The 22,630-nt window shown below is 68.0% G+C and carries 21 protein-coding genes; 17 read left to right on the top strand and 4 right to left on the bottom strand.

The window, feature by feature from the left end; all coding sequences use genetic code 11:
- Positions 1 to 31 precede the first annotated feature (31 nt).
- Entirely contained in the window at positions 32 to 1,675 is a 1,644-nt protein-coding gene (locus DD559_RS14150) for a sensor histidine kinase (protein ID WP_116469751.1), read from the top strand.
- On the opposite strand, the gene DD559_RS14145 is transcribed toward DD559_RS14150, so the two are convergent.
- Both DD559_RS14145 and DD559_RS14140 read right to left on the bottom strand, forming a co-directional pair.
- Positions 1,659 to 2,018, bottom strand: coding sequence for a response regulator transcription factor (locus DD559_RS14145; RefSeq protein WP_165831096.1), 360 nt, complete (start codon positions 2,016 to 2,018; stop codon positions 1,659 to 1,661). The two genes, DD559_RS14150 and DD559_RS14145, sit on opposite strands and share 17 nt — an antisense overlap.
- Before the next feature lie 96 nt (positions 2,019 to 2,114).
- The gene (locus DD559_RS14140) at positions 2,115 to 2,762 is read right to left on the bottom strand and encodes a response regulator transcription factor (protein WP_116469749.1); all 648 of its coding nucleotides are present in this window, start codon (positions 2,760 to 2,762) and stop codon (positions 2,115 to 2,117) included.
- A gap of 228 nt (positions 2,763 to 2,990) precedes the next feature.
- Between DD559_RS14140 and DD559_RS14135 the strand changes: the two genes are divergently transcribed.
- From DD559_RS14135 to DD559_RS14080, 12 genes are all read left to right on the top strand, one after another.
- Positions 2,991 to 3,554, top strand: coding sequence for a helix-turn-helix domain-containing protein (locus tag DD559_RS14135; protein WP_116469748.1), 564 nt, complete (start codon positions 2,991 to 2,993; stop codon positions 3,552 to 3,554).
- A gap of 122 nt (positions 3,555 to 3,676) precedes the next feature.
- Entirely contained in the window at positions 3,677 to 4,255 is a 579-nt protein-coding gene (locus DD559_RS14130) for a M17 family peptidase N-terminal domain-containing protein (protein ID WP_116469747.1), read from the top strand.
- Positions 4,256 to 4,322: 67 nt separating this feature from the next.
- On the top strand, positions 4,323 to 4,985 hold the full coding sequence (locus DD559_RS14125) for a response regulator (protein WP_116469746.1): 663 nt from the start codon (positions 4,323 to 4,325) through the stop codon (positions 4,983 to 4,985).
- 254 nt (positions 4,986 to 5,239) lie between these two features.
- Positions 5,240 to 5,896 carry a hydrolase gene (locus DD559_RS14120; protein WP_116469745.1) on the top strand — a complete coding sequence of 219 codons (657 nt, stop codon included), beginning with the start codon at positions 5,240 to 5,242 and terminating at the stop codon, positions 5,894 to 5,896.
- An 88-nt stretch (positions 5,897 to 5,984) separates the two neighbouring features.
- A complete protein-coding gene (locus tag DD559_RS14115; protein ID WP_116469744.1) occupies positions 5,985 to 6,824 on the top strand; it encodes an alpha/beta fold hydrolase in 840 nt (279 codons plus the stop codon).
- 26 nt (positions 6,825 to 6,850) lie between these two features.
- The gene (locus DD559_RS14110) at positions 6,851 to 7,099 is read left to right on the top strand and encodes a DUF1427 family protein (protein ID WP_116469743.1); all 249 of its coding nucleotides are present in this window, start codon (positions 6,851 to 6,853) and stop codon (positions 7,097 to 7,099) included.
- An 89-nt stretch (positions 7,100 to 7,188) separates the two neighbouring features.
- Positions 7,189 to 9,042 (top strand): amidohydrolase, encoded by a 1,854-nt coding sequence (locus DD559_RS14105; RefSeq protein ID WP_116470920.1) that lies wholly within the window; start codon positions 7,189 to 7,191, stop codon positions 9,040 to 9,042.
- A gap of 30 nt (positions 9,043 to 9,072) precedes the next feature.
- Positions 9,073 to 9,948 carry a VOC family protein gene (locus DD559_RS14100; protein WP_116469742.1) on the top strand — a complete coding sequence of 292 codons (876 nt, stop codon included), beginning with the start codon at positions 9,073 to 9,075 and terminating at the stop codon, positions 9,946 to 9,948.
- 2 nt (positions 9,949 to 9,950) lie between these two features.
- On the top strand, positions 9,951 to 10,376 hold the full coding sequence (locus DD559_RS14095; protein ID WP_116469741.1) for a DoxX family protein: 426 nt from the start codon (positions 9,951 to 9,953) through the stop codon (positions 10,374 to 10,376).
- A 16-nt stretch (positions 10,377 to 10,392) separates the two neighbouring features.
- Complete coding sequence (locus DD559_RS14090) at positions 10,393 to 11,739, top strand: alginate export family protein (RefSeq protein WP_116470919.1); 1,347 nt, start codon at positions 10,393 to 10,395, stop codon at positions 11,737 to 11,739.
- 10 nt (positions 11,740 to 11,749) lie between these two features.
- Positions 11,750 to 12,448 carry a YoaK family protein gene (locus DD559_RS14085; protein WP_116469740.1) on the top strand — a complete coding sequence of 233 codons (699 nt, stop codon included), beginning with the start codon at positions 11,750 to 11,752 and terminating at the stop codon, positions 12,446 to 12,448.
- A 122-nt stretch (positions 12,449 to 12,570) separates the two neighbouring features.
- Positions 12,571 to 13,095: a GNAT family N-acetyltransferase gene (locus tag DD559_RS14080; protein ID WP_116469739.1), complete on the top strand. Its 525-nt coding sequence runs from the start codon at positions 12,571 to 12,573 to the stop codon at positions 13,093 to 13,095.
- 66 nt (positions 13,096 to 13,161) lie between these two features.
- Here the strand turns inward: DD559_RS14080 and DD559_RS14075 are convergent, their stop codons facing one another.
- Complete coding sequence (locus DD559_RS14075) at positions 13,162 to 14,325, bottom strand: sensor histidine kinase (RefSeq protein ID WP_116469738.1); 1,164 nt, start codon at positions 14,323 to 14,325, stop codon at positions 13,162 to 13,164.
- Complete coding sequence (locus DD559_RS14070; protein WP_116469737.1) at positions 14,315 to 15,559, bottom strand: sigma-54-dependent transcriptional regulator; 1,245 nt, start codon at positions 15,557 to 15,559, stop codon at positions 14,315 to 14,317. The genes DD559_RS14075 and DD559_RS14070 overlap by 11 nt, the downstream gene beginning before the upstream one ends.
- 139 nt (positions 15,560 to 15,698) lie before the next feature.
- On the opposite strand from DD559_RS14070, the gene DD559_RS14065 reads away from it, so the two are divergent.
- From DD559_RS14065 to DD559_RS14050, 4 genes are all read left to right on the top strand, one after another.
- Positions 15,699 to 16,982, top strand: coding sequence for an efflux RND transporter periplasmic adaptor subunit (locus DD559_RS14065; protein WP_240610261.1), 1,284 nt, complete (start codon positions 15,699 to 15,701; stop codon positions 16,980 to 16,982).
- A 9-nt stretch (positions 16,983 to 16,991) separates the two neighbouring features.
- Positions 16,992 to 17,672 (top strand): ABC transporter ATP-binding protein, encoded by a 681-nt coding sequence (locus tag DD559_RS14060; RefSeq protein WP_116469736.1) that lies wholly within the window; start codon positions 16,992 to 16,994, stop codon positions 17,670 to 17,672.
- 94 nt (positions 17,673 to 17,766) lie between these two features.
- The gene (locus tag DD559_RS14055; protein ID WP_116469735.1) at positions 17,767 to 20,178 is read left to right on the top strand and encodes an FtsX-like permease family protein; all 2,412 of its coding nucleotides are present in this window, start codon (positions 17,767 to 17,769) and stop codon (positions 20,176 to 20,178) included.
- A gap of 8 nt (positions 20,179 to 20,186) precedes the next feature.
- Entirely contained in the window at positions 20,187 to 22,628 is a 2,442-nt protein-coding gene (locus DD559_RS14050) for an ABC transporter permease (protein WP_116470917.1), read from the top strand.
- Positions 22,629 to 22,630: the final 2 nt, after the last annotated feature.

The following is a 22,630-nucleotide window of genomic DNA, read 5'->3' as shown; positions in this document are numbered from 1 at the left end:
CCCCTTTTGAGGGGGCGAAGGGGCGCCCGCCTTGGGCTGGGCCGGCGCGGCCGGCATCGCCATGATGCGCGTCATGCGAGAGACGCCCGATAGTCGGACGGGCACGGCCCCGCCCCGCGTTCGCCAGAGCGCCGAAGACGATCGCACCCGCGTCCATCGCGCCGGTTCGCGGCAGGCAGCGGCGCTGCTGCTGGCCGCAGCCATCTTCGTCCTCGACAGCTTCTCGCAACTGAGCAGCGCGGTGGCCACGCTGTATCTGCTCGTGCTGCTCGTCGCCAGCGGGTCGAGCGGCGCCCGCCTGCTCTGCTGGTCGATCGGATGCGCGGGGCTTACGCTGGCCGGTATGCTGATCGCCCATGGCATCGCCCCGCCCATCGATACGATCGTGCGAATGCTGGTGAGCCTGGCGACGAATGCCGCCACCACCGGGCTGCTGCTACACCGTCAGGCGATGGACCGCCGCGTCGCGCACCAGGAACGCCGCTACGCGACGATGATGGATTCGCTTGCCGTCGCCATCTGGGAGCTTGATTTCCGCCCCGTCACTGCCGCGATCGCCGGATTGCGCGCGGAAGGTGTGGTCGATCTTGCCGGCTATCTGCGCGCCAATCCCGATTTCGTCGCGGCGACGCAGCGCCGGGTGCGGATCACCGATGTGAACCAGACCGCGCTGACGCTGATGGGCGTCCCGAACAAGCAGGCATTCTTCCGCAAGCTCGTCGATTTCCTGCCCGACGCCGATGCCAGCTTTGCGGCGTGCATCCTCGCGATCGATGAACAGCGGCCGATGTTCCAGGCCGAATCCCGTCTAGTCGCCGCCGATGGCACGTCGATCGACGTGATCGTAGCGTTCAGCTTCGCCCCCGGCACCAGCCTGGATCGCGTGCCCGGCAGCATCCTGGACATTCGCCAGCACAAGCGGTTGCAAGCCACGGTGGAACGCACGCGGATCGAGCTGGAACGGGTGCAACGCACCGTGGCGATCGGCGCCATGTCGGCGTCGATCGCCCATGAAATCAACCAGCCGATCGCCGCGATCCAGAGCTATGCCGATTCAGCCCGCCGCTGGCTCGCCCACCCCGAACCCGATCTGGGCGAAGTCCGCCGGTCGCTCGCCGGGCTCGACCTGGCAGTCACCGCCACGCGCGATGTGATGCACCGGGTGCGCAACCTGGTGGGAGGATCGCGTGCCGAGATCGCACCGCTTCTGCTGGAAACACTGGTATCGGACACGGTGGCGATCGCTGCCCGCGACCTCACGGCGCATGGCGCGACGATCCGCTTCACCAAAACAGGCACCGCACCGATCCGGGGGGACAGCATACTGCTCAAGCATCTGCTGCTCAACCTGATAACCAACGCGCTACAGGCGATGGAGGCGGCCGGCACCTGCGACCCGCAGATCGAGGTGGCAATGCGGGCCCTGCCCGGATGCGCGCAACTGGAGGTTCGGGATAGCGGGCCGGGGCTGGCGACGTCGGCCGCCGATACACCGTTCGAAACCTTCTACACCACCAAGCCGGGCGGCATGGGCCTGGGCCTTACCATCTGCCGGTCGATCATCGACCTGCATGAGGGGCGGATCGATATCGCCAACCATCCCGAAGGTGGCGCCATGGTGTCGATCGCGCTGCCGCTGGCCACGGACACGCCCTGCATCAGCGCAGCGCCGTAACGAGCGAGGCCGCCAGACGATCGGGATCCAGCGGCTTTTCCAGCAGCGCCACCAGGCCGTAGGCGGCGGCACGTTCCCACGTCTGGGGTGTGGCATAGGCAGTCATCAGGATCATCGGCACCTGCGAGCCCTCCTCCCTGACCAACCGGCACAGATCCAGTCCCGAAAGCCCCGGCATCTGCAAATCGGTCAGGATGCAGGCGACCTCCGTCGGTGCCGCCTCCAGAAACGCCTCGGCGGAATCGAACGGGGCGATGCCATAGCCGAGCGACCGGACAAGGCTGGAAATCGCGCCGCGCACCAGCGGGTCGTCGTCGATCACGGCAAGGATGGGGGCTGGCACACTGGGAACTCCTCGGCGCCCCGGAAACCCGGAACTTCGCGGAGAAATAGGGACATCTGCCCGCCGCCGGAAACTATACGCGTGTTTATCGGGATTCTACGAGACCTGCACCGCGCCCGCCGCCTCCGCCGCGCGGACGAGATCGGGTACGGTGCGCAGCCCCATCTTCCGCATCAGGCTCGCCCGGTGCAGCTTCACGGTGATTTCCGCGATCCCGAGTTCGCCCGCGATCTGCTTGTTGAGCAGGCCACGGACCACACCGTCCATCACCTGCCGCTCGCGCGAGGTAAGCGATCGAAGCCGGCCCTGCAGCGCTTCGCGTTCCTGGAACGCGCTATGCCGCGCCGTCGAACGCGCCAGCGCCGCGTTGACGGCATCCAGCATGTCCTGATCTCGGAACGGCTTGGTCAGAAAATCCACCGCGCCCGCCTTCATCGCCTTGACGGACATCGGAATGTCGCCATGGCCGGTCAAGAAGATCGCCGGGACGTCCAGCCCCCGCTCTGCCAGCCGGGCATGGCATTCGAAGCCGCCGATATGCGGCATCCGAACATCCACCACCAGGCAGCACGGCGTATCCGGGATGGGGGCTTCCAGCAATTCCTGTGCCGATGCGTAGTTGCGCACCGCGAAGTCGACGGAACGGAACAGCGAATCCAGCGCACCCAGCACCAGCGGATCATCATCCACCACCAGCACGATGGGCCTGGCATCCTGCGCCGCGGCAGCGGGCATCGATGACATGGGGCACTCCTTTCGTGCGCAAAGTGCAAAGCGCGCCGTTTTTCGACAAGCCCGGTTGTGGTCCCGTCCATACCCCCCAATCGGGTGGTTCGAACGTCGCCGCGCCAGGCGAAGCAGAACCTTGGTATAGGCGCCTCATCCGATGGTCTCGTTCACCTCTGCGGAGGTTCGATTCCCCGTCGTCGCCTGCCGCGCGAAACTGCGCCCCGAACGAACGGGGATTGCACCATGTACCACGAAGCTTTGATCGAAACGGGCGCCTTCGGTTCCACCGGTGCGCTTCCGCAACTCGCGGTGCTTGTCGATCGCGCCATCCGCTCCCTGGAGGAAGATCCGCCGCTCGCCCGCCGCTGCCTGGAGCGCCTGTCGCGCCTGGTGGGCGCGGCACCGGCCGCCGCGGAGGCCGCCCTGCTGCCCGAACGCATCGCCGCGCCGGCCATGGCGGCCGCGAAGGGCGGACTCGCGGGTTGGCAGATCCACCGCGTGACCGCCTATATCGATGCCCGGCTGGAGCAGCCGCTCGCCACCGAAATGCTGGCGGAGATCGTGCAGCTCAGCACCGGCCATTTCTGCCGCGCGTTCAAGGTCAGCATGGGGGAGCCTCCCCATGCCTATATCATGCGCCAGCGCATCCGCCGGGCGCAGACACTGATGCTCGAATCGCGCGACAGCCTGTCGCACATTGCCTGCGCCTGCGGCTTGAGCGACCAGGCGCATCTCACCCGGCTGTTTCGCCGGCTGGTCGGCACCACCCCGCTGCTGTGGCGGCGCGCCTGGCAGCAGGCGGCCTGACCCGAGATTCCGCAAAGATCGTCAAAAGGCGCCGATCCGATACAGGACGACGGGCGGCGGCTGCGCCACCCTCGCGATCCGCAGAGGCGGAACCATCCTGGGCAAGGGAGCCTTACGCCGCCATGGCCAAGCATGAAGCGCGCGCGATCGGCGAATGGCGCGGGGTAGTGTTCGACGTCGCACAGATCGACGTCACCGCCGCGAGCGACGATCTGCTGATCGTGGGGATGCTGGAAAAGGACGTGCCGGGCCGCGGCAACGGCGGTGCTACCGAGCTGGACCACGCGTTGCACGGCACGCTTTCGCGCCTGCGCGCGGGCGGTATCTTCAACGGAGATTTCGGCGAAACGCTGATGCTCACGCGCCCGCCCGCACCGATCCGCGCGGCGTCGCTGATGCTGATCGGCATGGGCGCATCCCCCGCCATCGCACCGGGGCCCGCGGGCGACCTCACCGAACTGGCGATGCGGACGGCGCTGCGGATCGGCGCCGGCTCGGTCGCCTGCCTGCTCGGCTGGTCGGAACTGGACATTCCCGCCGACCAGGTGGCGCAAAGTGCGGCCGCGATGATGCACGGGGCGCTGCGCGCGGTGGACGCGCATCCCAATCGCGCCCGGATGCGCTGGACGTTCGATGTCCGCAACGGCCATGCCGACCGAACCGAGGAAGCACTGTGCGCGGCGCTTGTGGATTGGCGCTAAGGGGTGGATGCTAACGCTATCAGATCGTGATAGGATCGCGCTCCACCGATAAGGTTCTTCGTACAGGATGTTGACCAGGGCTCAAAGCGGACGCAGCAGCGCTGGCACGCATGCGCCGATCCGCATCCTTCTGGTCGACGATCATGTGCTGCTGCGCGAAGGCGTTCGGGCGGTGGTCGGCACGCAACCGGACATGGAGATCGTCGGCGAAGCGGCGGGCGGTGCGGAAGCGATCGCCGAATATGCCAGGTTACACCCCGATCTGGTGCTGATGGATCTGCAGATGGCCGACATGTCCGGCCTGGACGCGATCGCCGCGATCCGCGCCGCCTCCCCCGATGCCCGCATCATCGTGCTGACGACCTATTCCGGCGATGGCCGCGCGATCAAGGCGTTGCGGGCCGGCGCGATGGGCTATCTGCTCAAGGCGAGCCTGCGCAACCAGCTGCTCGATGCGATCCGATCGGTATATCATGGCGGCAAGCATCTCGATGCATCGGTTGCCACCGCCATTGCGCTGCATGTGCTCGACGAAGCGCTCACCGAGCGCGAGGTGGCGGTGCTGACGCTGGCCGCTTTTGGCAATTCGAACAAACAGATCGCCGCCCGCCTCGATATCGGGGAGGAAACGGTGAAGGGCCATATGAAGACGGTCTTCGCCAAGCTCGGCGCCAACGACCGCACCCATGCGGTGACGATCGCCGCGAAGCGCGGGCTGATCGAACTCTAGTCTCCGCACCCTCAATCCGGCGCGACGCGCCGGATCGCATCAAACCTGTCCAATACCCGTTCGGCTGCGACCGCCTAAGGCTGCGGGCGGCAGACGGCTGTCGTGCTTGTGCCTGGGCACGGGCAACAGGGCAGCACGCCAACTATTCGAAAGAATAGAACGGTACGCATAAATTTATCCGAGTTTTCGGAAAATTCGCGCCGGCTATTCTGCACCCATCGACGCCGGACCCCGGCAGAAAAAGGAGCCGCACCATGACCCTCACCGCCACCGCCACGCCGGGCAAGTCGCTGCTATCGCCGACGAACCATGCGCTCGTCCTGATCGACTACCAGTCGCAGATGGCGTTCGCCACCAAGTCGATCGATGCCACCGTCCTGCGCAACAATGCCGCGCTGATCAGCCGCGGCGCCAAGTCGTTCGGCGTGCCGACGATCCTGACCACCGTCGCCGAGAAGAGCTTCTCGGGCCCGATGTTCAGCGAAGTGACCGATGCGTTTCCGGGCCAGGAACTGCTCGACCGCACCTCGATGAACACCTGGGAAGACGCCGCGGTGATCGAGGAGGTCAACCGCATCGCCAAGCCGCGGATTGTGTTTGCGGGGCTGTGGACCAGCGTCTGCATCGTCGGTCCGGTGGCATCGGCGATCGACCAGGGCTTCGAAGCCTATTTCATCGCAGATGCCTGCGGCGACATCTCGACCGAAGCGCATGAGCGCGCGGTGCAGCGGATGATCCAGCTGGGCGCGGTGCCGATGACCGCGCTCCAGTATCTGCTCGAACTGCAGCGCGATTGGGCGCGTGGTGAGACCTATGAGTCCACCACCGGCATCGCGAAGCAATGGGGCGGCGCCTATGGCCTGGGCGTCACCTACGCCAAGACGATGTTCGGCGCCTCCGAAGGCCATTGAGTTGCCCCCGGGGTCCGGCGGCGCGCGCCCTCTCCAGCGCCGCCGGGCCTACCCCTTTTCCTGCCCCCCAACGACAAGGAATGCTCCCATGACTTCCACCGTGACCACCAAGGACGGCGTCTCGATCTTCTTCAAGGATTGGGGCCCCAAGGACGCCCAGCCGATCATGTTCCACCATGGCTGGCCGCTCTCGTCGGACGATTGGGATGCGCAAATGCTGTTCTTCCTGGCGAACGGCTTCCGCGTCGTCGCGCATGACCGCCGCGGCCATGGCCGCTCCGAGCAGGTGAGCGACGGCCACGACATGGACCATTATGCCGCCGACGCCGCCGCCGTTGCCGAACATCTGAACCTTCGCAACGCTGTACATATCGGCCACTCGACCGGCGGCGGCGAAGTCGCGCGCTATGTCGCCAAGCACGGGATCCCGCAGGGCCGCGTCGCCAAGGCGGTGCTGGTCGCCGCCGTGCCGCCGATCATGGCGAAGACCGAGGCCTATCCGAACGGCCTGCCGCTTGAGGTGTTCGACGGCTTCCGCAAGGGCACCGCGGACAACCGCGCGCAGTTCTTCCGCGACGTCGCCGCCGGCCCGTTCTACGGCTTCAACCGCGAGGGCGCGAAGGTCTATCCGGGCGTGATCGACAATTGGTGGCGCCAGGGCATGATGGGCAGCGCCAAGGCCCATTATGACGGCATCAAGGCATTTTCCGAAACCGACCAGACCGCCGATCTGAAGGCGATGACGGTGCCGACGCTGGTACTGGCCGGCGACGACGACCAGGTGGTGCCGTACCATCAGGGCGCCGAGCTGCAGGCCAAGCTGCTCCCGAACCCGACGCTGAAAATCTATCCGGGCTTCTCGCACGGCATGCTCACCGTCAATGCCGACGTGATCAACCCTGATCTGCTCGCCTTCGTGCGCGGCTGATCAATCGGCGCCGGAGAGGAAGCAGCATGAAACCCTATCTGATCTCGCTCGCCATCGGCTTGCTGGTGGGGGTCATCTACAGCCTCTTCGGCGTCAAGTCGCCAGCACCGCCGACGATCGCATTGATCGGCCTGCTCGGCATGCTGCTGGGCGAGCAGGCGGTGCCGGTGGCGAAGCGGCTCTTCGCCGGCCACGACGTGGTCGCCTATCTCCGGACCGATTGCGCCGAGCAGGTGCTCGGGCGGCCGGTCAAGAAGCCGGACGACGCGGCGTGAGCCTCACCCGCCGCCAGACCCTCGCAGCCGCCGGCGCCACCGCCGCCGGTGCGCTGCTGCCCACGCCGCTCTTCGCAAGGAACGCCCGCATGCCCGCCACCGACCTGATCCTCGTCAACGCGCAGGTGACGACGCTCGACCGGGAAAACCCGGTGGCCGAGGCGATCGCGATCCGCGACGGCAAATTCCTCGCGGTGGGCAGCGAGGCGGAGGTCCGCGCCGCCGCCGGCCCAAACGCGCAGGTGATCGACGCGCAGCGCCGCCGGGTGATTCCCGGGCTGATCGACAGCCATATGCACATCATCCGCGGCGGCCTGAACTACAATATGGAACTGCGCTGGGACGGCGTGCCCAGCCTTGCCGACGCGATGGCGATGCTCAAGCGCCAGGTCGACAACACGCCGGCGCCGCAATGGGTGCGCGTGGTCGGCGGCTTCACCGAGCACCAGTTCGCCGAGAAGCGGCTGCCGACGATCGACGAGCTCAACGCGGTCGCCCCCGACACGCCCGTCTTCATCCTCCACCTCTATGACCGCGCGCTGCTCAATGCCGCGGCACTGCGGGTGGTGGGCTACACCAGGGACACGCCCAACCCGCCGGGCGGCGAGATCGTCCGCGATGCCGCCGGCAACCCCACCGGCCTTTTGCTGGCGCATCCCAATGCGACGATCCTCTATTCCACGCTCGCCAAGGGCCCGAAGCTGCCCGAGGAGTATCAGATCAATTCCACCCGCCACTTCATGCGCGAAGTGAATGGGCTTGGCGTCACCGGCGTGATCGATGCGGGCGGCGGCTTCCAGAATTATCCCGATGATTATGCGATCATCGAAAAGCTCCACGCCGACGGTCAGCTGACCGTGCGGATCAGCTACAACCTCTTCACGCAGAAGCCCAAGGAAGAGCTCGCCGATTTCGCCGGCTGGGTGAAGCAGGTGACCCCGGGGCAGGGCGACGACAGCTATCGCCACAATGGCGCGGGCGAGATGCTGGTCTATTCGGCCGCCGATTTCGAGGATTTCCGCGTCGCCCGGCCGGACATGCCGCCGACCATGGAAGGCGATCTGGAGCCGGTGATCCGCCTGCTCGCCGAGCATCGCTGGCCGTGGCGCCTCCACGCCACTTACGACCAGACGATCGGCCGCGCACTCGACGTATACGAGAAGGTGAACCGCGATATTCCGCTGACCGGCATCCACTGGTTCTTCGACCATGCCGAGACGATCAGCGACCGCAACATCGACCGTATCGCGGCGCTGGGCGGCGGCATCGCCGTGCAGCATCGCATGGCCTATCAGGGCGAATATTTCGTCGAGCGCTACGGCGCGAAAGCCGCCGAGCGTACCCCGCCGATCGCCAAGATGCTCGCCGCCGGCCTGCCGGTGGGCGCCGGCACCGATGCGACGCGGGTGGCGAGCTACAATCCCTGGGTGTCGCTCAGCTGGCTGGTGACCGGCCGCACCGTCGGCGGGCTCAAGCTCTATCCGGGCGCCAACCGCGTCAGCCGCGAAAAGGCGCTGGCGATGTGGACGCACGAGAACACCTGGTTCTCGAACGAGGTCGGCAAGAAGGGCCAGATCAAGGCCGGGCAGCTCGCCGACCTGGCGGTGCTGTCGGCCGATTACTTCGCGGTGCCCGAGGACCAGATCGTCCATATCCGCTCGGTGCTGACGCTGCTCGGTGGCGCAGTGGTGCATGGCGATGGCGACTATGCCCCGCTCGCGCCCACGCTGCCCCGGCCGATGCCCGACTGGTCGCCGGTCGCGACCTTCGGCGGATACCACCAGTCGCCCGAGGCGCGTGCCCAGCTCGCCTCCGCCTGCGCCTGCCACAGCAGTTGCTCGGTCCATGGCCATGACCATGCCGCCGCGCTCGGTGCCAATGTGCCCGCCGCCGACGTCCAGAGCTTCTGGGGTGCCCTCGGCTGCGGCTGCTGGGCGGTGTGAACCCGCTCTTTCATTCTCAGGAGTCAGCCCATGCGCCCCTTCCTCCTCGCCTGCGCCCTCGTCGTCGCCACCCCGGTGCTCGCCCAGCAGACCGCCGATTATGCGGTCGGCCCGCAATACGACACCACGCACGTCTATGTGCCGGAAGACCAGTTCGACAGCTTCGTCACCAGCTTCCAGGCAACCTTCGGCGGCACGACCAGCAAGCAGGGCGTGTTCCAGGTGACGCCCACCACCAGCCTCACCAAGTCGCAGCTGGTGCTCACGCCCGCCGGCACCGTCTCGGTATTCGGCTTCAAGACGCCGATCCCGTTCCCGTTCGGCGACGAGCGCACCGGCTATCTGGTGACCGACATCGACGCTGCGGTGAAGGCGGCGGTGCAGCACGGCGCGGTGCGTCGTCTGGTCACGTTCCCCGATCCGATCGGCCGCGATTCGCTGATCCAGTGGCCGGGCGGGGTCAACATGCAGCTCTACTGGCACACCACCAAGCCGAGCTACGCGCCGCTGGAGACCGTGCCGGAGAACCGCATCTATCTGACCGAGGACGCCGCCGATCGCTTCGTGAAGAGCTGGGTCGGCTATGCCAAGGCCAAAGTAACCGCCGATGACCGTGCCGCGCCCGGCGCCGAGGTGGGCGAGCCCGGCAAGACGATCCGCCGCATCGCGATCACCAGCGGCTATGGCAAGATGGTGGTGTTCGTCACCGATGGCCTGCTGCCCTGGCCCTATGGCCGCGACATGACCGGCTATGCCGTGCCCGATCTCGACGCGACGCTCGCCAAGGCCAAGGCGGCCGGGGTCGAGACGCTGGTACAGCCTTATGCGGCCGCCGCCGGCCGCGCGGTGATCGTCCGCTTCCCCGGCGGCTATATCGCCGAGATCCACAGCGCCCCGGCCAAGTGACCATGGCGACGCCCGATCCGCGCTTCGTCGACGCCATTCTCGATTGGCGGCCGACCTGGTTCCTCGCCCGGCTGCTGCTGGTCGGCGCCTATCTGCTCGGCGGGGCGGTGAAGCTCACCGACTGGCCGGGCGCCGTTGCCGAGCAGGCGCATTTCGGGATGAATCCGCCGGCACTCTGGGCGGCGCTGACCATCGCGGTGGAGTTGATCGGGCCGGTGCTGATCCTCACCGGCCGCTGGATCTGGCTGGGGGCCGGGATGCTGGGGGTGTTCACCCTGCTCGCCGCGTTCACCGCCAATGCCTTCTGGACGATGCCGCCGGGCCCCGCGCGGTTCGGCGCGACCAACGCCTTTTTCGAGCATCTCGGCCTGATCGGCGGCTTCGTCCTGGCGGCACTGGTGGCGGAGCAGGCGAAGCGCCGTGGCTAGCCTCGCGGCGGCGGTGATGCTGCTGGCGGGACAGGTCGCCGGCTCCACGCCGCCACCGGTCTCCCCGGCCCCCGAAGCGTGGCAGGCACCGACCCTCAGCATAACGCGCTATGACGAGGACTGGTCCGATCTCGCCGATGTCGAAAAACGCGCCCACCACTGGACCGGCCGGTTCAAATACATCCCGCTCGGCGGCGATGCATGGCTTTCCACCGGCGTCGAGGTCCGCCTGCGCAGCGAATCCTTCCGCAACAACACGCTCGGCAACGCCGCGTCACCCGACGACACCTATCTCTGGAACCGCGCGCTGCCCTATGCCGACCTGCATGTCGGCCGGGTCCGCGCCTTCGCGCAGCCGATCCTCGCTTATGCCGCCGGGGTCCGCCCGGCCAACGGGCCGATCGACCAGACGCGCACCGACCTGCTCCAGGGCTTCGCGGAAGTCGATCTCGGCGCGGTCACGCTGCGCGGCGGGCGGCAGATGCTGTCGCTGGGCACCGAACGGCTGATCGGCACGCGCTATGGCCCCAATGTGCCGCTCGCCTTCGACGGCGTGCGCGGGATCGTGGCGGTGGGGCGGGCGAAGATCAGCCTGCTTGCTGTCGCGCCGGTGGCACCCCGGCTCGGCACCTTCGACGATCGCACCTCGCCGACCAAGCGGCTCTGGGGCGCCTATGCGGCGTTGCCGAGCATCGACCTCTATTATCTCGGCTATCGCAACCGCACTGCGCATTTCGGCGACCGCACCGGCCGCGAGCTGCGCCACAGCCTCGGCGTACGCCTCCATGGCGCGCGAGGCGACTGGCACTGGAATGTGGAGGGCGTCGCCCAGTTCGGCCGCTTCGCCGACGGGCCGATCGTCGCCTGGACGCTCGGCACCGAGCTTGGCCGCACGCTGCCTACCCTGCCCTTCGCCCCCGATGCGGTGCTGCGCTTCAACCTGATCAGCGGCGACAACCATGCCGGGGACCGCCGGCTCGGCACGTTCAACGCGCTGTTCCCCAAGGGCAAATATTTCGGCGAGCTGTCGCCGCTCGGCCCCTATAACCTGATCAACCTCAATCCGCGCATCGCCGGTACGCTGGGCGGCGGGGTTTCCGCCAGCATCGCGGGCAGTGCCTATTGGCGCTACACCACGGCCGACGGCGTGTACGACATCCCCGGCAATCTGCTCCGCACCCCTGGCACCAGCCGCGCCCGCTTCATCGGCACGCAGATCGAAGGCGCGCTGGCCTGGCAGGCGACCGCCGAACTCGAGCTTTCCGCCTCGCTTTCCTTCTTCCAGGCCGGTCGCTTCCTGCGCGACACCGGCGCGCCCCGCCCGATCCGGATGATCGGCCTCGAAAGCAATTTCCGTTTCTAGGGAACCCGCCATGCCCGATGCCAAGCCCGCCTCCCCGCTGCCCGCGCTGCTGTTGCTGCTGTCGGTAACGACCGGACTCGTCGATGCGGTGAGCGTGCTGGGGCTGGGCAAGGTGTTCACGGCGAACATGACCGGCAACATCGTCTTCCTCGGCTTCGCTGCCGCCGGCGCACCGGGCTTCGCCGTCGCCCCCTATGTGATCGCGCTAGCGGCATTTCTGGGCGGCGCGCTGGTGGCCGGTCGGATCGGCACGGCGATGGCCGACGGGCCCCTGCGGCACTGGCTGATGACCGCCGCTGCGATCGAAGCCGCGCTGCTCGGCATCGCCGCGCTGGTCGCCGCACGTTCGGGCGCGTCTGCCCTGTCGGCGGGCGCGGATCTCTATGCCATCATCGCGCTTACCGCGCTCGCGATGGGTTTTCGCAACGCCACGATCCGCCAGTTGAAGGTGCCGGATCTTACGACGACCGTCCTGACGCTCACACTCACCGGGATCGCGGCGGATTCGCACCTCGCGGGGGGCCGGAATCCGAATATCGGCCGGCGAGTCGCGGCGGTGCTGGCGATCCTGCTCGGTGCGCTGGTCGGTGCGGCGATGCTGCTCCGCTGGGGATTGGCCGCCCCGCTGGTGCTCGCCGCCGTTGTCGTCTTCATCGGCACGCTGGCCTGCGCCCGCCATCCCGCGGCACAGGCACCGGCCGGACGATAGCCGCGCACGCCCGCCACCGCCGCCTCCGTGCGCGGCGATGCAACGGTGCGCGTGGAGGCAGGGAGCGAACGCAGGCGAAAGCCGGTTTTACGGCGCCGCGCAGCGTGCTAGCCGATGGGCACATGGCATCTGCACCACGCCCCGCCTTTTCGACCCGTTGGCGCCTGCGGGACACGCGTGCGCAGGACGAAGCGTTTCTGCGCCGCCTCCACGACGCCGTCCGCGCGCCGGAACTGCTGCTTGCCCCCTGGAGTGCGGAACAGAAGGACGCGTTCCTTGCCGATCAATATCGATTGCAACAGGCGCATTATCGGCAGACCCGCCCGAACGCCGATTATTGGGTGATCGAACAGAAGACACCGCCTCGCGCGATCCGGCCGATCGGCCGAATGTCACTCGATCGCACCGAACCGGAATGGCGGCTGATGGAGATCGCGTTGCTGCCCGAACGGCGGAATCGCGGACTCGGATCCGAACTGATCGGCTGGGTGCAGCAAGCGGCGCACCACGCCGGTGCGGAGGCGGTCACCCTTCATGTCGTCACCTCCAACCGATCGGCGCATCGCCTCTATGTTCGGCTGGGCTTTGTCGAGGTGCCGTCGCCGTTGGAAACCCACCATATGCTGCGCTGGACACCCCCCGCCTAGAGCGAGAGGAGGTCTCGCTCTGACGTTTCCGCCGCAGGCGGAGCACGCCGACTGCAGCGCGCTGCCTCAAGCGATCCTCCCCAGAAAGCTCGCCCCGGTCCCGTCCCCGTCGAGCCGAAGGTCGCCGCCATGCGCCAGGAAGATCTGGCGCGCGAGCGCCAGCCCGACCCCGGTTCCCTCCGGCTTGGTGGTGAAGAAAGGGCGGAAGATGGCCTCGCGATCCGCCGCATCGATGCCACGGCCATTGTCCGCCACCCGGAACAACGCCTGGCCCTCGGCCACGTCGATCCGCAAGGAAACCGCACCTTCCGCATCGTTGCCAACCGCTTCGGCGGCATTCTGCAGCAATGCCCATAGCGCGGCGCTCACCTGATCCGGATCGGCGCGCAGAAACGGCACACCATGCACATCTACCTGCAGCGGAAGTTCGGGCCAGCGCGTTGCGAACAGTCGGGCAAGATCGGCCGCGAGTTCGCTCGCCGGAACCGGCTGCAGCCTGGGGACTGGCAGCCGCGCCATCGCGCGATAGGATTCGCCGAAACGCTGCAATCCCGCCGCGCGGCGCGCCACCGTTCCCACGGCATCGCGCAGTGCCGGCAGCGCCGGATTGGCATCGTCGAGCATGTCCGCAGCGGTACGACTGAGCGATGCGATCGGCGTGAGGGCGTTGACGATCTCATGGCTCAACACCTGCACCAGATCGCGCAGGGTTGCCGCCTCCGCCGCCTTCAGTTCGGCATCGATGTCGATCAGCGCGGCGAGCCGGCTCTGCGCGCCGCCATGCGCGAAGTCGCTCGTGGTCAGCGCATAGCTGCGGCCGCCTATCGCCACCGTGGCCGGGCGACCCGCGGCGTCGCCGATCGCCTCGACGAGCAGCGGCGGTGGATCGACGACCAGGTCGGCCGCACCGAACAGCCGCCGCGCCGGACGGTTGATCGCATACAGCCGTCCCTCGCCGTCGAGCGTCACGATCGGCGCGGGGGAGAGGTCGAGCAGCGCGGTGAGCCGTCGTTCGCGATGCGCAGGGTCGGATGCGGTCAGCGGTGCGGCCACCGGCGCCAGCTGCGGTCGCCGCGCCTCCACGATCCCGGTCACCAATCCCCAAAGCGCCGCAAGCACGGCAACGAGCGCACTGGCATACATTCCGGCGCTCCATGCCGCCATGAATGCGCCGCCCGCGAGCAGCAGCAACATCCCGCGCAACAGCGATGCCCAGCCCCTAGAGCCCATATTTCGCCATCCGCCGATAGAGCGCCGCCCGCGTCAGGCCCAGCTCGGCCGCCGCCCGGCTGACGTTGAAGGCATGGCGCTTGAGCGCCGCGGCGACCAGCGCGGCCTCGCTGCGCCCGAGGTTGAGGTCCGCCTTGATCGCGCGCGGCTCCAGCGTGTCCTCGGGCAAGACAAGTCCCAGTGCGGAGACATCGATCGCCGCACCGCTGCCGAGCAGCACCGCGCGCTCGATCGCCTGGCGCAGGCCATGAACGCCGTCCGGCCAGGAATCGGCGGCGATCGCGCGCGCCGCTTCCTCGGTCAACGGCCGCAGCGGCTGGCCGTAGCGCCCGGCGTACAGGGCACAGAAATGCCGTGCCAGCAGCAGCGCGTCATTCCCCCGGCCTGCCAGCGGTGGCAGGTCGATCTCCACCGTATTCAGTCGGAAGCGCAGGTCGTCGCTCAGCGCCGCGCGAGTGCCGGCACGGTCGCAGCGGCTGGTGGAAAGCACGCGCAGCCCGCCCAGGCGCCGCGCCAGTTCGGGCTGCAGCGCCGGCGCGAGCTGATCCACCGCCTCGATCAGAAGCGTTCCGCCTGCCGCCGCCGCCACGCGCGCCGCGATGGTGGGCAGATCCGCCACCGCCGCATCGAGCGTCTCCAGCGGCCGCTCGGCGCGCAGCGAGGCGCGGTGGAGCAATTGCGCCGCCAGCGTCTTGCCGCTGCCCGGCGGGCCGGTGAGCAGCACCGATGCATCGGTCGGTCCGACGCGCCCGATCAGCCCGCGCGCCGCTTCTATCGCGGGGGCTTCGCCGAGCAGCAGCAGCGCTTCCTCCCCCGCCGGAGCGGGCGCCGCCGCCAGCTTCGCCCGGCGCAGCGCCACCGCGCGCTGGACCGTGGCGAGCAGCCGCTCGTTGCTCCACGGTTTGATCACGAAATCGCTCGCCCCGCCCCGCATCGCCTGCACGGCGACCGCGATGCCGCTATGTCCGGTCACCACCACCACCACCGCGTTGCGATCGGCGGCGATCAGCCGGTCGAGCAACCGAAATCCTTCCTCGCCGCTGGTCCGCCCGCGTGCGAAGTTGAGATCGAGCAGGATCGCGTCGACCGATCCTTCCGCCAAGCGCACCCAGGCAGCGTCGGGATCGGCAGCACCGAGCACCCGCATGGCGTTGCGCTCAAGCAGCAACGTCGCCGCCCGCACGATGTCGGGATCGTCGTCGATCACCAGGATGGTCGGCGATTCGGTGGGCACAGGCTTGACCGCTCCGGTTCAGTGTTCGAAATCGGACACTAGCTTGGACACTGTTCGCTTCGAGCGCCAGAACTTTCCAAACAATCTCATTATATCCGTGCCTTAGGGTGGATCGCTCGCCTGGCGTACACTGGCCGCCATGGACGTTTCGCCTCTCCACACGAACGGCGCCGCGATGGACCGGCGGATCGAGCGCCCCCATGCGCGCCGCCGCAAGCTGCTCGTCCGTTTCGGCCTCGGTTTGGCGGTCGCCGCCGCGGTCGCTGCGCTCTGGTGGTTCCTCCCCGGTTCGGGCAGTCTCGCCGTCGACGCCGCGACGCTGCGTACCGCGCCGGTGACGCGTGCCGCCTTCGCCGATTACGTGCCGCTGCGCGCGCAGGTTGCCCCGCTCCAGACGGTGTACGTCACCGCGGTCAGCGGCGGTCAGGTGGAAGCGCTGCTCGCCAGTGACGGTCAGGCGGTTGCAGCCGGCGCGCCGCTCGCCCGGTTGGCGAACCCGGAACTCGCCCTCGATGTCGCCAGCCGCTCCGCCAATATCGCAGGACAGCTCAGTTCGATCAGCGGCCAGCGCCTGTCGATCCAGCAGAGCCGCGAGCAGAGCCAGCGCGACATCGCCTCCGCCCGGAACGAACTGGCCAAGGCAGAGGCGCTGTTGCGCCAGAAGCAGATCCTGTTCGACAAGCAGATCGTTACCGCCGCCGCGCTGGCACCGCTGCGCGACGAGGTCGCCTATCAGCGCGCCCGGCTGGACGCGCTCACCCGCAGCGACCGGGAAGCGACGAAGATGCTCACCGACCAGGCCTCCGGCGTCGACGCGACCGCCGGCGAACTGCGCGAAAGCCTGGCGATGACCCGGGCCGGCCTTGCCGCGTTGATGGTGCGCGCGCCGGTGGCGGGGCGGCTGACCGCCTTCACGCTCCAGCCGGGGCAGATGATCAAGCCAGGCGAAACCTTGGGCCAGGTTGATTCCGAGCGCGCCTGGAAACTCACCGCCGATGTCGACCAATTCTATCTCGGCCGGGTTCGCAACGGCCTCACCGCCATCGCGGAAATCGATGGCCGCCGCCTGTCGCTGACGGTCATCAAGGTGCTGCCCCAGGTCACCGAAGGGCGATTCCGCATCGAGCTCGGCTTTACGGGCGTGCCGCCCACCGGCCTAAACCGCGGCCAGACGCTCGACGTGCGCCTCACCCTCGGCGCAGACCGTCCCGCGGTGGTCGCGCCGGCGGGCGGCTGGCTCGATGCCGGCGGCACCACCGCCTTCGTGCTGACTGGCGAGGGTCGTGCGGTGCGCCGGGCGATCACCACCGGTCGCCGCAACCCCGATCAGGTCGAAGTGACCAGCGGCCTCGCGCCCGGCGACCGCATCGTCACCACGCCGCTCGCCACCTACGCCCCCTACCAGACCCTGCTCATCCACTAGGAGCCCGCCATGATCGAACTGAACGCCATCCATCGCGCCTATCGTTCCGACGAAGTGGAAACGACCGCGCTCGCAGATATCGACCTGAGCGTGCAGGCCGGCGAATTCGTCGCGATCATGGGCCCGTCGGGATGCGGCAAGTCGACACTGCTCAACATCCTCGGCACGATCGACCGGCCGACCAGCGGCACCTATCTGTTCGAGGGCGAGGACATCGCCAAGGCACCCGAGGCGCAACTGGCCAAGCTCCGCCGCGACCGGCTCGGCTTCGTGTTCCAGAGCTTCAACCTGATCGACGAGCTGACCATCGCCGAGAATGTGGCGCTGGCGCTCGCCTATCGCTCGATGCCCGCGCGCGAGAAGCGCGAACGGGTGGATGCGGCGATGGACCGGGTCGGCATCGCCCATCGCCGCAACCACCATCCGCACCAGCTTTCGGGCGGGCAGCAGCAGCGCGCCGCGATCGCCCGCGCGATTGTCGGGGAACCGAAGCTGATCCTGGCGGACGAACCGACCGGCAACCTCGATACCGAAAACGGCGCGCAGGTGATGGACATCCTCACCCGCCTCAACGCCGATGGTGCGACGATCGTGATGGTCACCCACTCTCCGGCCCATGCCGATATCGCGCGCCGGACGGTGCACATGCTCGATGGCAGGATCCTCTCCGCGGTTCGGCGGGCGGCGTGAAGCTCGATCGCGCGCTGACGGTGCTGGTACTGCTGCTCCTTGCGGTCGTCCTGCTCCGCCATCTCTCCGCCACCCGCGAACCGGGAGTGACGCCATGACGTCCGCCTTCACCAGCTTCTATCGCTCTCTCACCCGCCACAAGCTGTTCGCCGCGCTCAATATCGGCGGGCTGGCGCTGGGAATCGCGGTGTTCCTGGTGCTGAGCCTGTTCGTCCGGTTCGAGACGGGGTTCGACCGCTGGATCCCCGGCGCGGACCAGCTCTATGTGGTCCAGGAAACCTACCACATGCCGGGCTATCCGGAGACGCCGAGCCCCTACACCATGGGCAACGAGCTGCTCCAGCTGCGTGCCGATTATCCGCAGCTGCAGGGAGCCCGGATCGCGCAGATGGGCGCGACGGTGCGCCAGGGCAGCTCGAACACCCGCGAGGCGATGGCGGCCGTCGATCCCAATTTCTTCGCGCTGATGCGGCTTCCCGTCGTTGCCGGCGATCCGACGCGCACCCTGGCCGATCCGGACGGCCTCGTGCTCACCCAGCGCGCGGCAACCAGCTATTTCGGCCCCAAGTCGCCGATCGGCCGGAGCCTGACCGTCATCGCCAACGGCACCACCTATACCTACCGCGTCGGGGCCGTGATCGCCGACATGCGCAAGGACCAGAGCTATACGTCCGAACTGTTCGTGCCGCTGGTCGCATCCCGCTTCGCCAACGAATGGTTCGATCATTGGGGCAGCACCTCGCTGGTTACCTTGCTGCGATTCCCCGATCGCGCCGCGGCCAGGCAGTTCGAAGGGGAACTCGCTCGGTTCGCCGCGCGGCGGGTGTTCGGCGACGACATCAAGAAAGGGCAGTGGGAACAGTCGCTGCGCCCCCTGGTCGACAACCACCTGTATGCGGCATCCGATCGCGCGGTGGTGACCACGCTGGGCGCGGTGGGCGTGCTCACGCTGCTGATCGCGATCGTGAACTATATCAACCTCGCTACCGCCCGCGCCGGATTGCGGGCACGGGAAGTCGCGGTGCGCAAGGTGCTGGGCGGCACGCGGCGCTCGTTGATCCGCCAGTTCATGATCGAAGCGATGCTGACCGTCGCCTTGTCGGCGCTGATCGGCCTCGCCCTTACCGAAATCGCGCTGCCCCTGGTCAACGCCGCCGGCGGCATGTCGCTGCACCTCACCTATGTCGGAACGGACAGCGTCCTTCTTCTGCTGGTTCCCCTCATATTGCTGGTCGGCATGATCGCCGGCCTGTATCCGGCAGCCGTGCTGGCGGGTTTCCGTCCCGCCGCCGTCCTTGCAGCTGCCCGCGCGCCCGGCGGCGGCCGGGCCGGTGCCCGCGTCCGCGCCGGGCTGGTGATTGTCCAGTTCGCCGTCGCCATCGCCTTCGCGATCGGCACCACCGTCATGCTCGCCCAGGCCAACCATGTCCGCAATGCCGATCTCGGCTTCCGGCGCGACGGCCTCTATGTCGTACGCTCGCTCAACAGTGGCTCGATCCTGCCCGAGCAGAAACGCGCCCTGCTGCGCACCTTTGCCGCACTGCCGGGCGTCAGCCACGTCACCCTCGCCCAGAACGCGCCCGGCGACCAGAGCGTCACCAATTTCTCCTCCATCTACCAGCCGGGCATGCAGGGGATACGGTCGCCCTCGCTGATGGATGTACGGATCGGAGAAGGGTATTTCGACACGTTCGGCGCGCGTCTGATCGCCGGCCGGCAGCTCGACCCGTCCCGCCCGTCGGACGACATGGCCCAGCATGTCAAAGGCAGCACCCCTGCTTTCAACACCGTGATCAATCGCACCGCGGTAGGCCTGCTCGGCTTCGCCAGTCCGCAAGCGGCGATCGGCAAGCAGGTGGACGGCAACGGCATGATGACGATCATCGGCGTCGTCGACGATCTCCGCTTCCGCGGTCCGCGCGAGGCAATCGCCGGGACCTTCTACCGCTATGACAGCCGCCCGCTCAACGACGCCTTCATCACGATCCGGTACAGCGGCGATCCGCAGAAGATGGCCGACGCGGTGGAGGCCAGCTGGAAGCGCATCGTGCCGACCGAACCCTTCGAAGGCCGCACCATCGAGGAAAATCTCTACAAGGCCTATTACGAGCAGGACACGCGCCGCGGCCGTCTCTTCACCATGGGTGCGGTGCTGGCGATCGCGATCGGCTGCATCGGGCTTTACGGGCTCGCGGCGTTCGACACGACACGGCGGATCAAGGAGATCGGCATCCGCAAGGCGCTCGGCGCCTCGACGCGGGACGTGCTTCAGCTGCTGGTCGGCAAGTTCCTGCGGCCGGTGCTGTTCGCCAACCTGATCGCCTGGCCGCTGGCCTGGGTGGCGATGCAGCGCTGGCTGTCGACCTTCGACGACCGGATCGGCCTGTCGCCGGCCTATTTCCTGCTGGCCTCCGCCATCGCCGTGCTGATCGCGGTGGCCACGGTGATCGGCCAGTCCTGGCGCGTCGCCCGCGCCGAACCCGCCCGCGCGCTACGCTACGAATAGGAGCCATGATGCCCCGCCTTGCCTGGATCGCTCTGTATCGTTCGCTCACCCGCGACAAGCTCTATGCCGCGCTCACCATTGGCGGGCTGGCGGTGGGGATCGCCACCTTCCTGGTGCTTGCGCTCTATGTCCGCTTCGAGACGAGCTACGAGCGTTGGATACCGCGCTCCGACCGGATCTACCGCGTGGATACCGCCGTGCAGTTTCCCGGCAGCCCGTTCAACGGCGCCTATCCGGCAACCATGGCGGGCCTGTTCGAAATGATGCGGGAGGATTTTCCCGGCCTGATCGGCACGCGGATCCGTGGCGGCGACCGCGCCATCGGGGAACGCGGCGGCGCGGTGCTGCGCGGCGGGGTCGCGACAACCGAGGATGTCGCGCAGGTCGATCCCAGCTTCTTCGACGTGTTCGCACTGCCGATGGTGCAGGGCGCCGGCGCCGGCGCGCTGGCGGACCCCACGGCCGCGCTGCTCAGCCGATCCGCGGCGCGACGCTATTTCGGCAGCGCCGATCCGATCGGGCAGACGATCACCGTCAGCATGGACGCGCCCGCCAATTACCACGTCGTCGGGGTGTTCGAGGATCTGCCGAAGAACAGCGAGTTGCACCTCGCCATCCTCATCCCGATCCCGAAAACGCCGCCGCCTTCCGAATGGACCTGGTACAAATGGGGCACCGCATCGGTCGCGACCTTCCTGCGGTTCGAAACGCCGGAGGCTGCACGCGCCTTTGCCGCGAAGCTGCCCCCCTTCATCGATCGCCGTGCCAAGGTCGATTTCGGGCCCGGCGCTTCAAGATGGCTGTCCCAGCCGCTCGTTCCGATCGCGGACACGCATCTGAAGCCGATGGGCTCCGAAAGCGCCAGCCGGCAGCTGATGGTGGCGACCCTGGGTACCATCGGGCTGCTCACGCTGCTGATCGGCATCGTCAATTATGTGAACCTCGCCACCGCCCGCGCCGGTCTGCGCGCCCGGGAAGTGGCGTTGCGCAAGGTGGTGGGCGCCAGCCGCGCTGCGCTGATCGGCCAGTTCCTGGGCGAGGCGATCGCGGCCGTCGCCATTGCCGCGCTGCTCGGGCTGATGCTTGCGGAAGTGGGGCTGCCGCTGGTGAATGCCGCGGGTGGCACCTCGCTCGCGATGCCCTATGGCTGGGCGTTGCCGCTGCTCGCGGGCGTGACGCTGGTCGTCGGGCTGGCCGGCGGCTTCTACCCGGCGCTCGTCCTGTCGCGCTTTCCCGCCGCCACCGTACTCGCTTCGGCGCGCGCGCCGGGGGGTGGCAATGCCGGCGCACGGCTGCGTGAGGCGCTGGTGGTGCTCCAGTTCGGCCTCGCCATCGCCTTCTTGATCGGCACGGTGGTGATGGCCGTGCAGATGCGCCATCTGCGCGCGGCGGACCTTGGCTTTCGCCGCGAAGGACTGATCACCATCGCGTCGCTCGCCGATCCGAAGATCGGCCAGGACCAGGCCAGAACCATGCTCCGCGCGCTGCAGGCACTGCCCGGCGTCCAGAGTGTCGGCACCGCGAACATCGCGCCTGGCGGTGAAGGCACGAGCAATATCGATATCGTCGAACAGCCCGGACCGCCGGGTACCGGTCCGATGCTGCGGCTGGTCAGCGTCGGCCCCGGCTTTTTCGACACGTATCGCCCCCGCCTGCTGGCCGGCCGCCTGTTCGACAACGCCCACGCCGCCGACGATTCCAGCGATTGGAAGCGGTGGAATCTCGGGCGGAACGTCATCCTCAATCGCCAGGCGCTGGCCACACTCGGCTTCCGCACGCCGGAGGAAGCGATCGGCAAGACCGTGGGCAATCCCCGCCCCCGGACGATCATCGGCGTGATCGACGAGCTACGGTTCTTCTCGGCGCGTACCGCCGATACCGGCAGCTACTACATGTACACGCCGAACGCCGTGTATCTGCATATCGGCGCGGTGCGCTTCACCGGCGATCCGCGCGCGATGCTCGACAAGGTGGAGGAAAGCTGGCGACGGATCATCCCGCAAGTGCCGTTCCGCGGCGATACCGCCGATCACCGGCTGGCCGATCTTTATCGGGAGGACGAGCGGGCGACTCGGCTGGTCGGCATCGGCACGGGACTCGCGGTGCTGATCGGTTGTGTCGGGCTGTGGGGGCTGGCCGCGTTCAGCACCGCGCGACGGGTGAAGGAAATCGGCATTCGCAAGGCGCTCGGCGCCTCGGCGAGCGACGTCGTGCGCCTGCTGGTCGGCCAGTTCCTGCGGCCGGTGCTGCTCGCCAACCTGCTCGCCTGGCCGCTGGCCTGGTTCGCCGCGCGGACATGGCTGGCGGGCTTTGGCGACCGGATCGCGCTGTCGCCGCTTTACTTCCTCGGCGCCAGCCTGATCGCCACCGCCATTGCGGTGGTGACCGTGCTGGGCCAGTCGCTGCGGGCGAGCCGTGCCGCACCGGCCTGGGCGCTGCGGCACGAATGATG

The organism is Sphingomonas pokkalii, assembly GCF_003096275.1.
In the GTDB taxonomy this organism is placed as follows: domain Bacteria; phylum Pseudomonadota; class Alphaproteobacteria; order Sphingomonadales; family Sphingomonadaceae; genus Sphingomonas; species Sphingomonas pokkalii.
Note: the sequence above shows the minus strand (reverse complement) of the source record. Positions and strands in the feature narration are given on the sequence as shown.

Coding starts and splice junctions, on each gene's coding strand:
- DD559_RS14140 (WP_116469749.1), bottom strand. CDS start 2,762: ATGTCATCGATGCCCGCTGCCGCGGCGCAGGATGCCAGGCCCATCGTG.
- DD559_RS14135 (WP_116469748.1), top strand. CDS start 2,991: ATGTACCACGAAGCTTTGATCGAAACGGGCGCCTTCGGTTCCACCGGT.
- DD559_RS14130 (WP_116469747.1), top strand. CDS start 3,677: ATGGCCAAGCATGAAGCGCGCGCGATCGGCGAATGGCGCGGGGTAGTG.
- DD559_RS14125 (WP_116469746.1), top strand. CDS start 4,323: ATGTTGACCAGGGCTCAAAGCGGACGCAGCAGCGCTGGCACGCATGCG.
- DD559_RS14120 (WP_116469745.1), top strand. CDS start 5,240: ATGACCCTCACCGCCACCGCCACGCCGGGCAAGTCGCTGCTATCGCCG.
- DD559_RS14115 (WP_116469744.1), top strand. CDS start 5,985: ATGACTTCCACCGTGACCACCAAGGACGGCGTCTCGATCTTCTTCAAG.
- DD559_RS14110 (WP_116469743.1), top strand. CDS start 6,851: ATGAAACCCTATCTGATCTCGCTCGCCATCGGCTTGCTGGTGGGGGTC.
- DD559_RS14105 (WP_116470920.1), top strand. CDS start 7,189: ATGCCCGCCACCGACCTGATCCTCGTCAACGCGCAGGTGACGACGCTC.
- DD559_RS14100 (WP_116469742.1), top strand. CDS start 9,073: ATGCGCCCCTTCCTCCTCGCCTGCGCCCTCGTCGTCGCCACCCCGGTG.
- DD559_RS14095 (WP_116469741.1), top strand. CDS start 9,951: ATGGCGACGCCCGATCCGCGCTTCGTCGACGCCATTCTCGATTGGCGG.
- DD559_RS14090 (WP_116470919.1), top strand. CDS start 10,393: ATGCTGCTGGCGGGACAGGTCGCCGGCTCCACGCCGCCACCGGTCTCC.
- DD559_RS14085 (WP_116469740.1), top strand. CDS start 11,750: ATGCCCGATGCCAAGCCCGCCTCCCCGCTGCCCGCGCTGCTGTTGCTG.
- DD559_RS14080 (WP_116469739.1), top strand. CDS start 12,571: ATGGCATCTGCACCACGCCCCGCCTTTTCGACCCGTTGGCGCCTGCGG.
- DD559_RS14075 (WP_116469738.1), bottom strand. CDS start 14,325: ATGGGCTCTAGGGGCTGGGCATCGCTGTTGCGCGGGATGTTGCTGCTG.
- DD559_RS14065 (WP_240610261.1), top strand. CDS start 15,699: ATGGACGTTTCGCCTCTCCACACGAACGGCGCCGCGATGGACCGGCGG.
- DD559_RS14060 (WP_116469736.1), top strand. CDS start 16,992: ATGATCGAACTGAACGCCATCCATCGCGCCTATCGTTCCGACGAAGTG.
- DD559_RS14055 (WP_116469735.1), top strand. CDS start 17,767: ATGACGTCCGCCTTCACCAGCTTCTATCGCTCTCTCACCCGCCACAAG.
- DD559_RS14050 (WP_116470917.1), top strand. CDS start 20,187: ATGCCCCGCCTTGCCTGGATCGCTCTGTATCGTTCGCTCACCCGCGAC.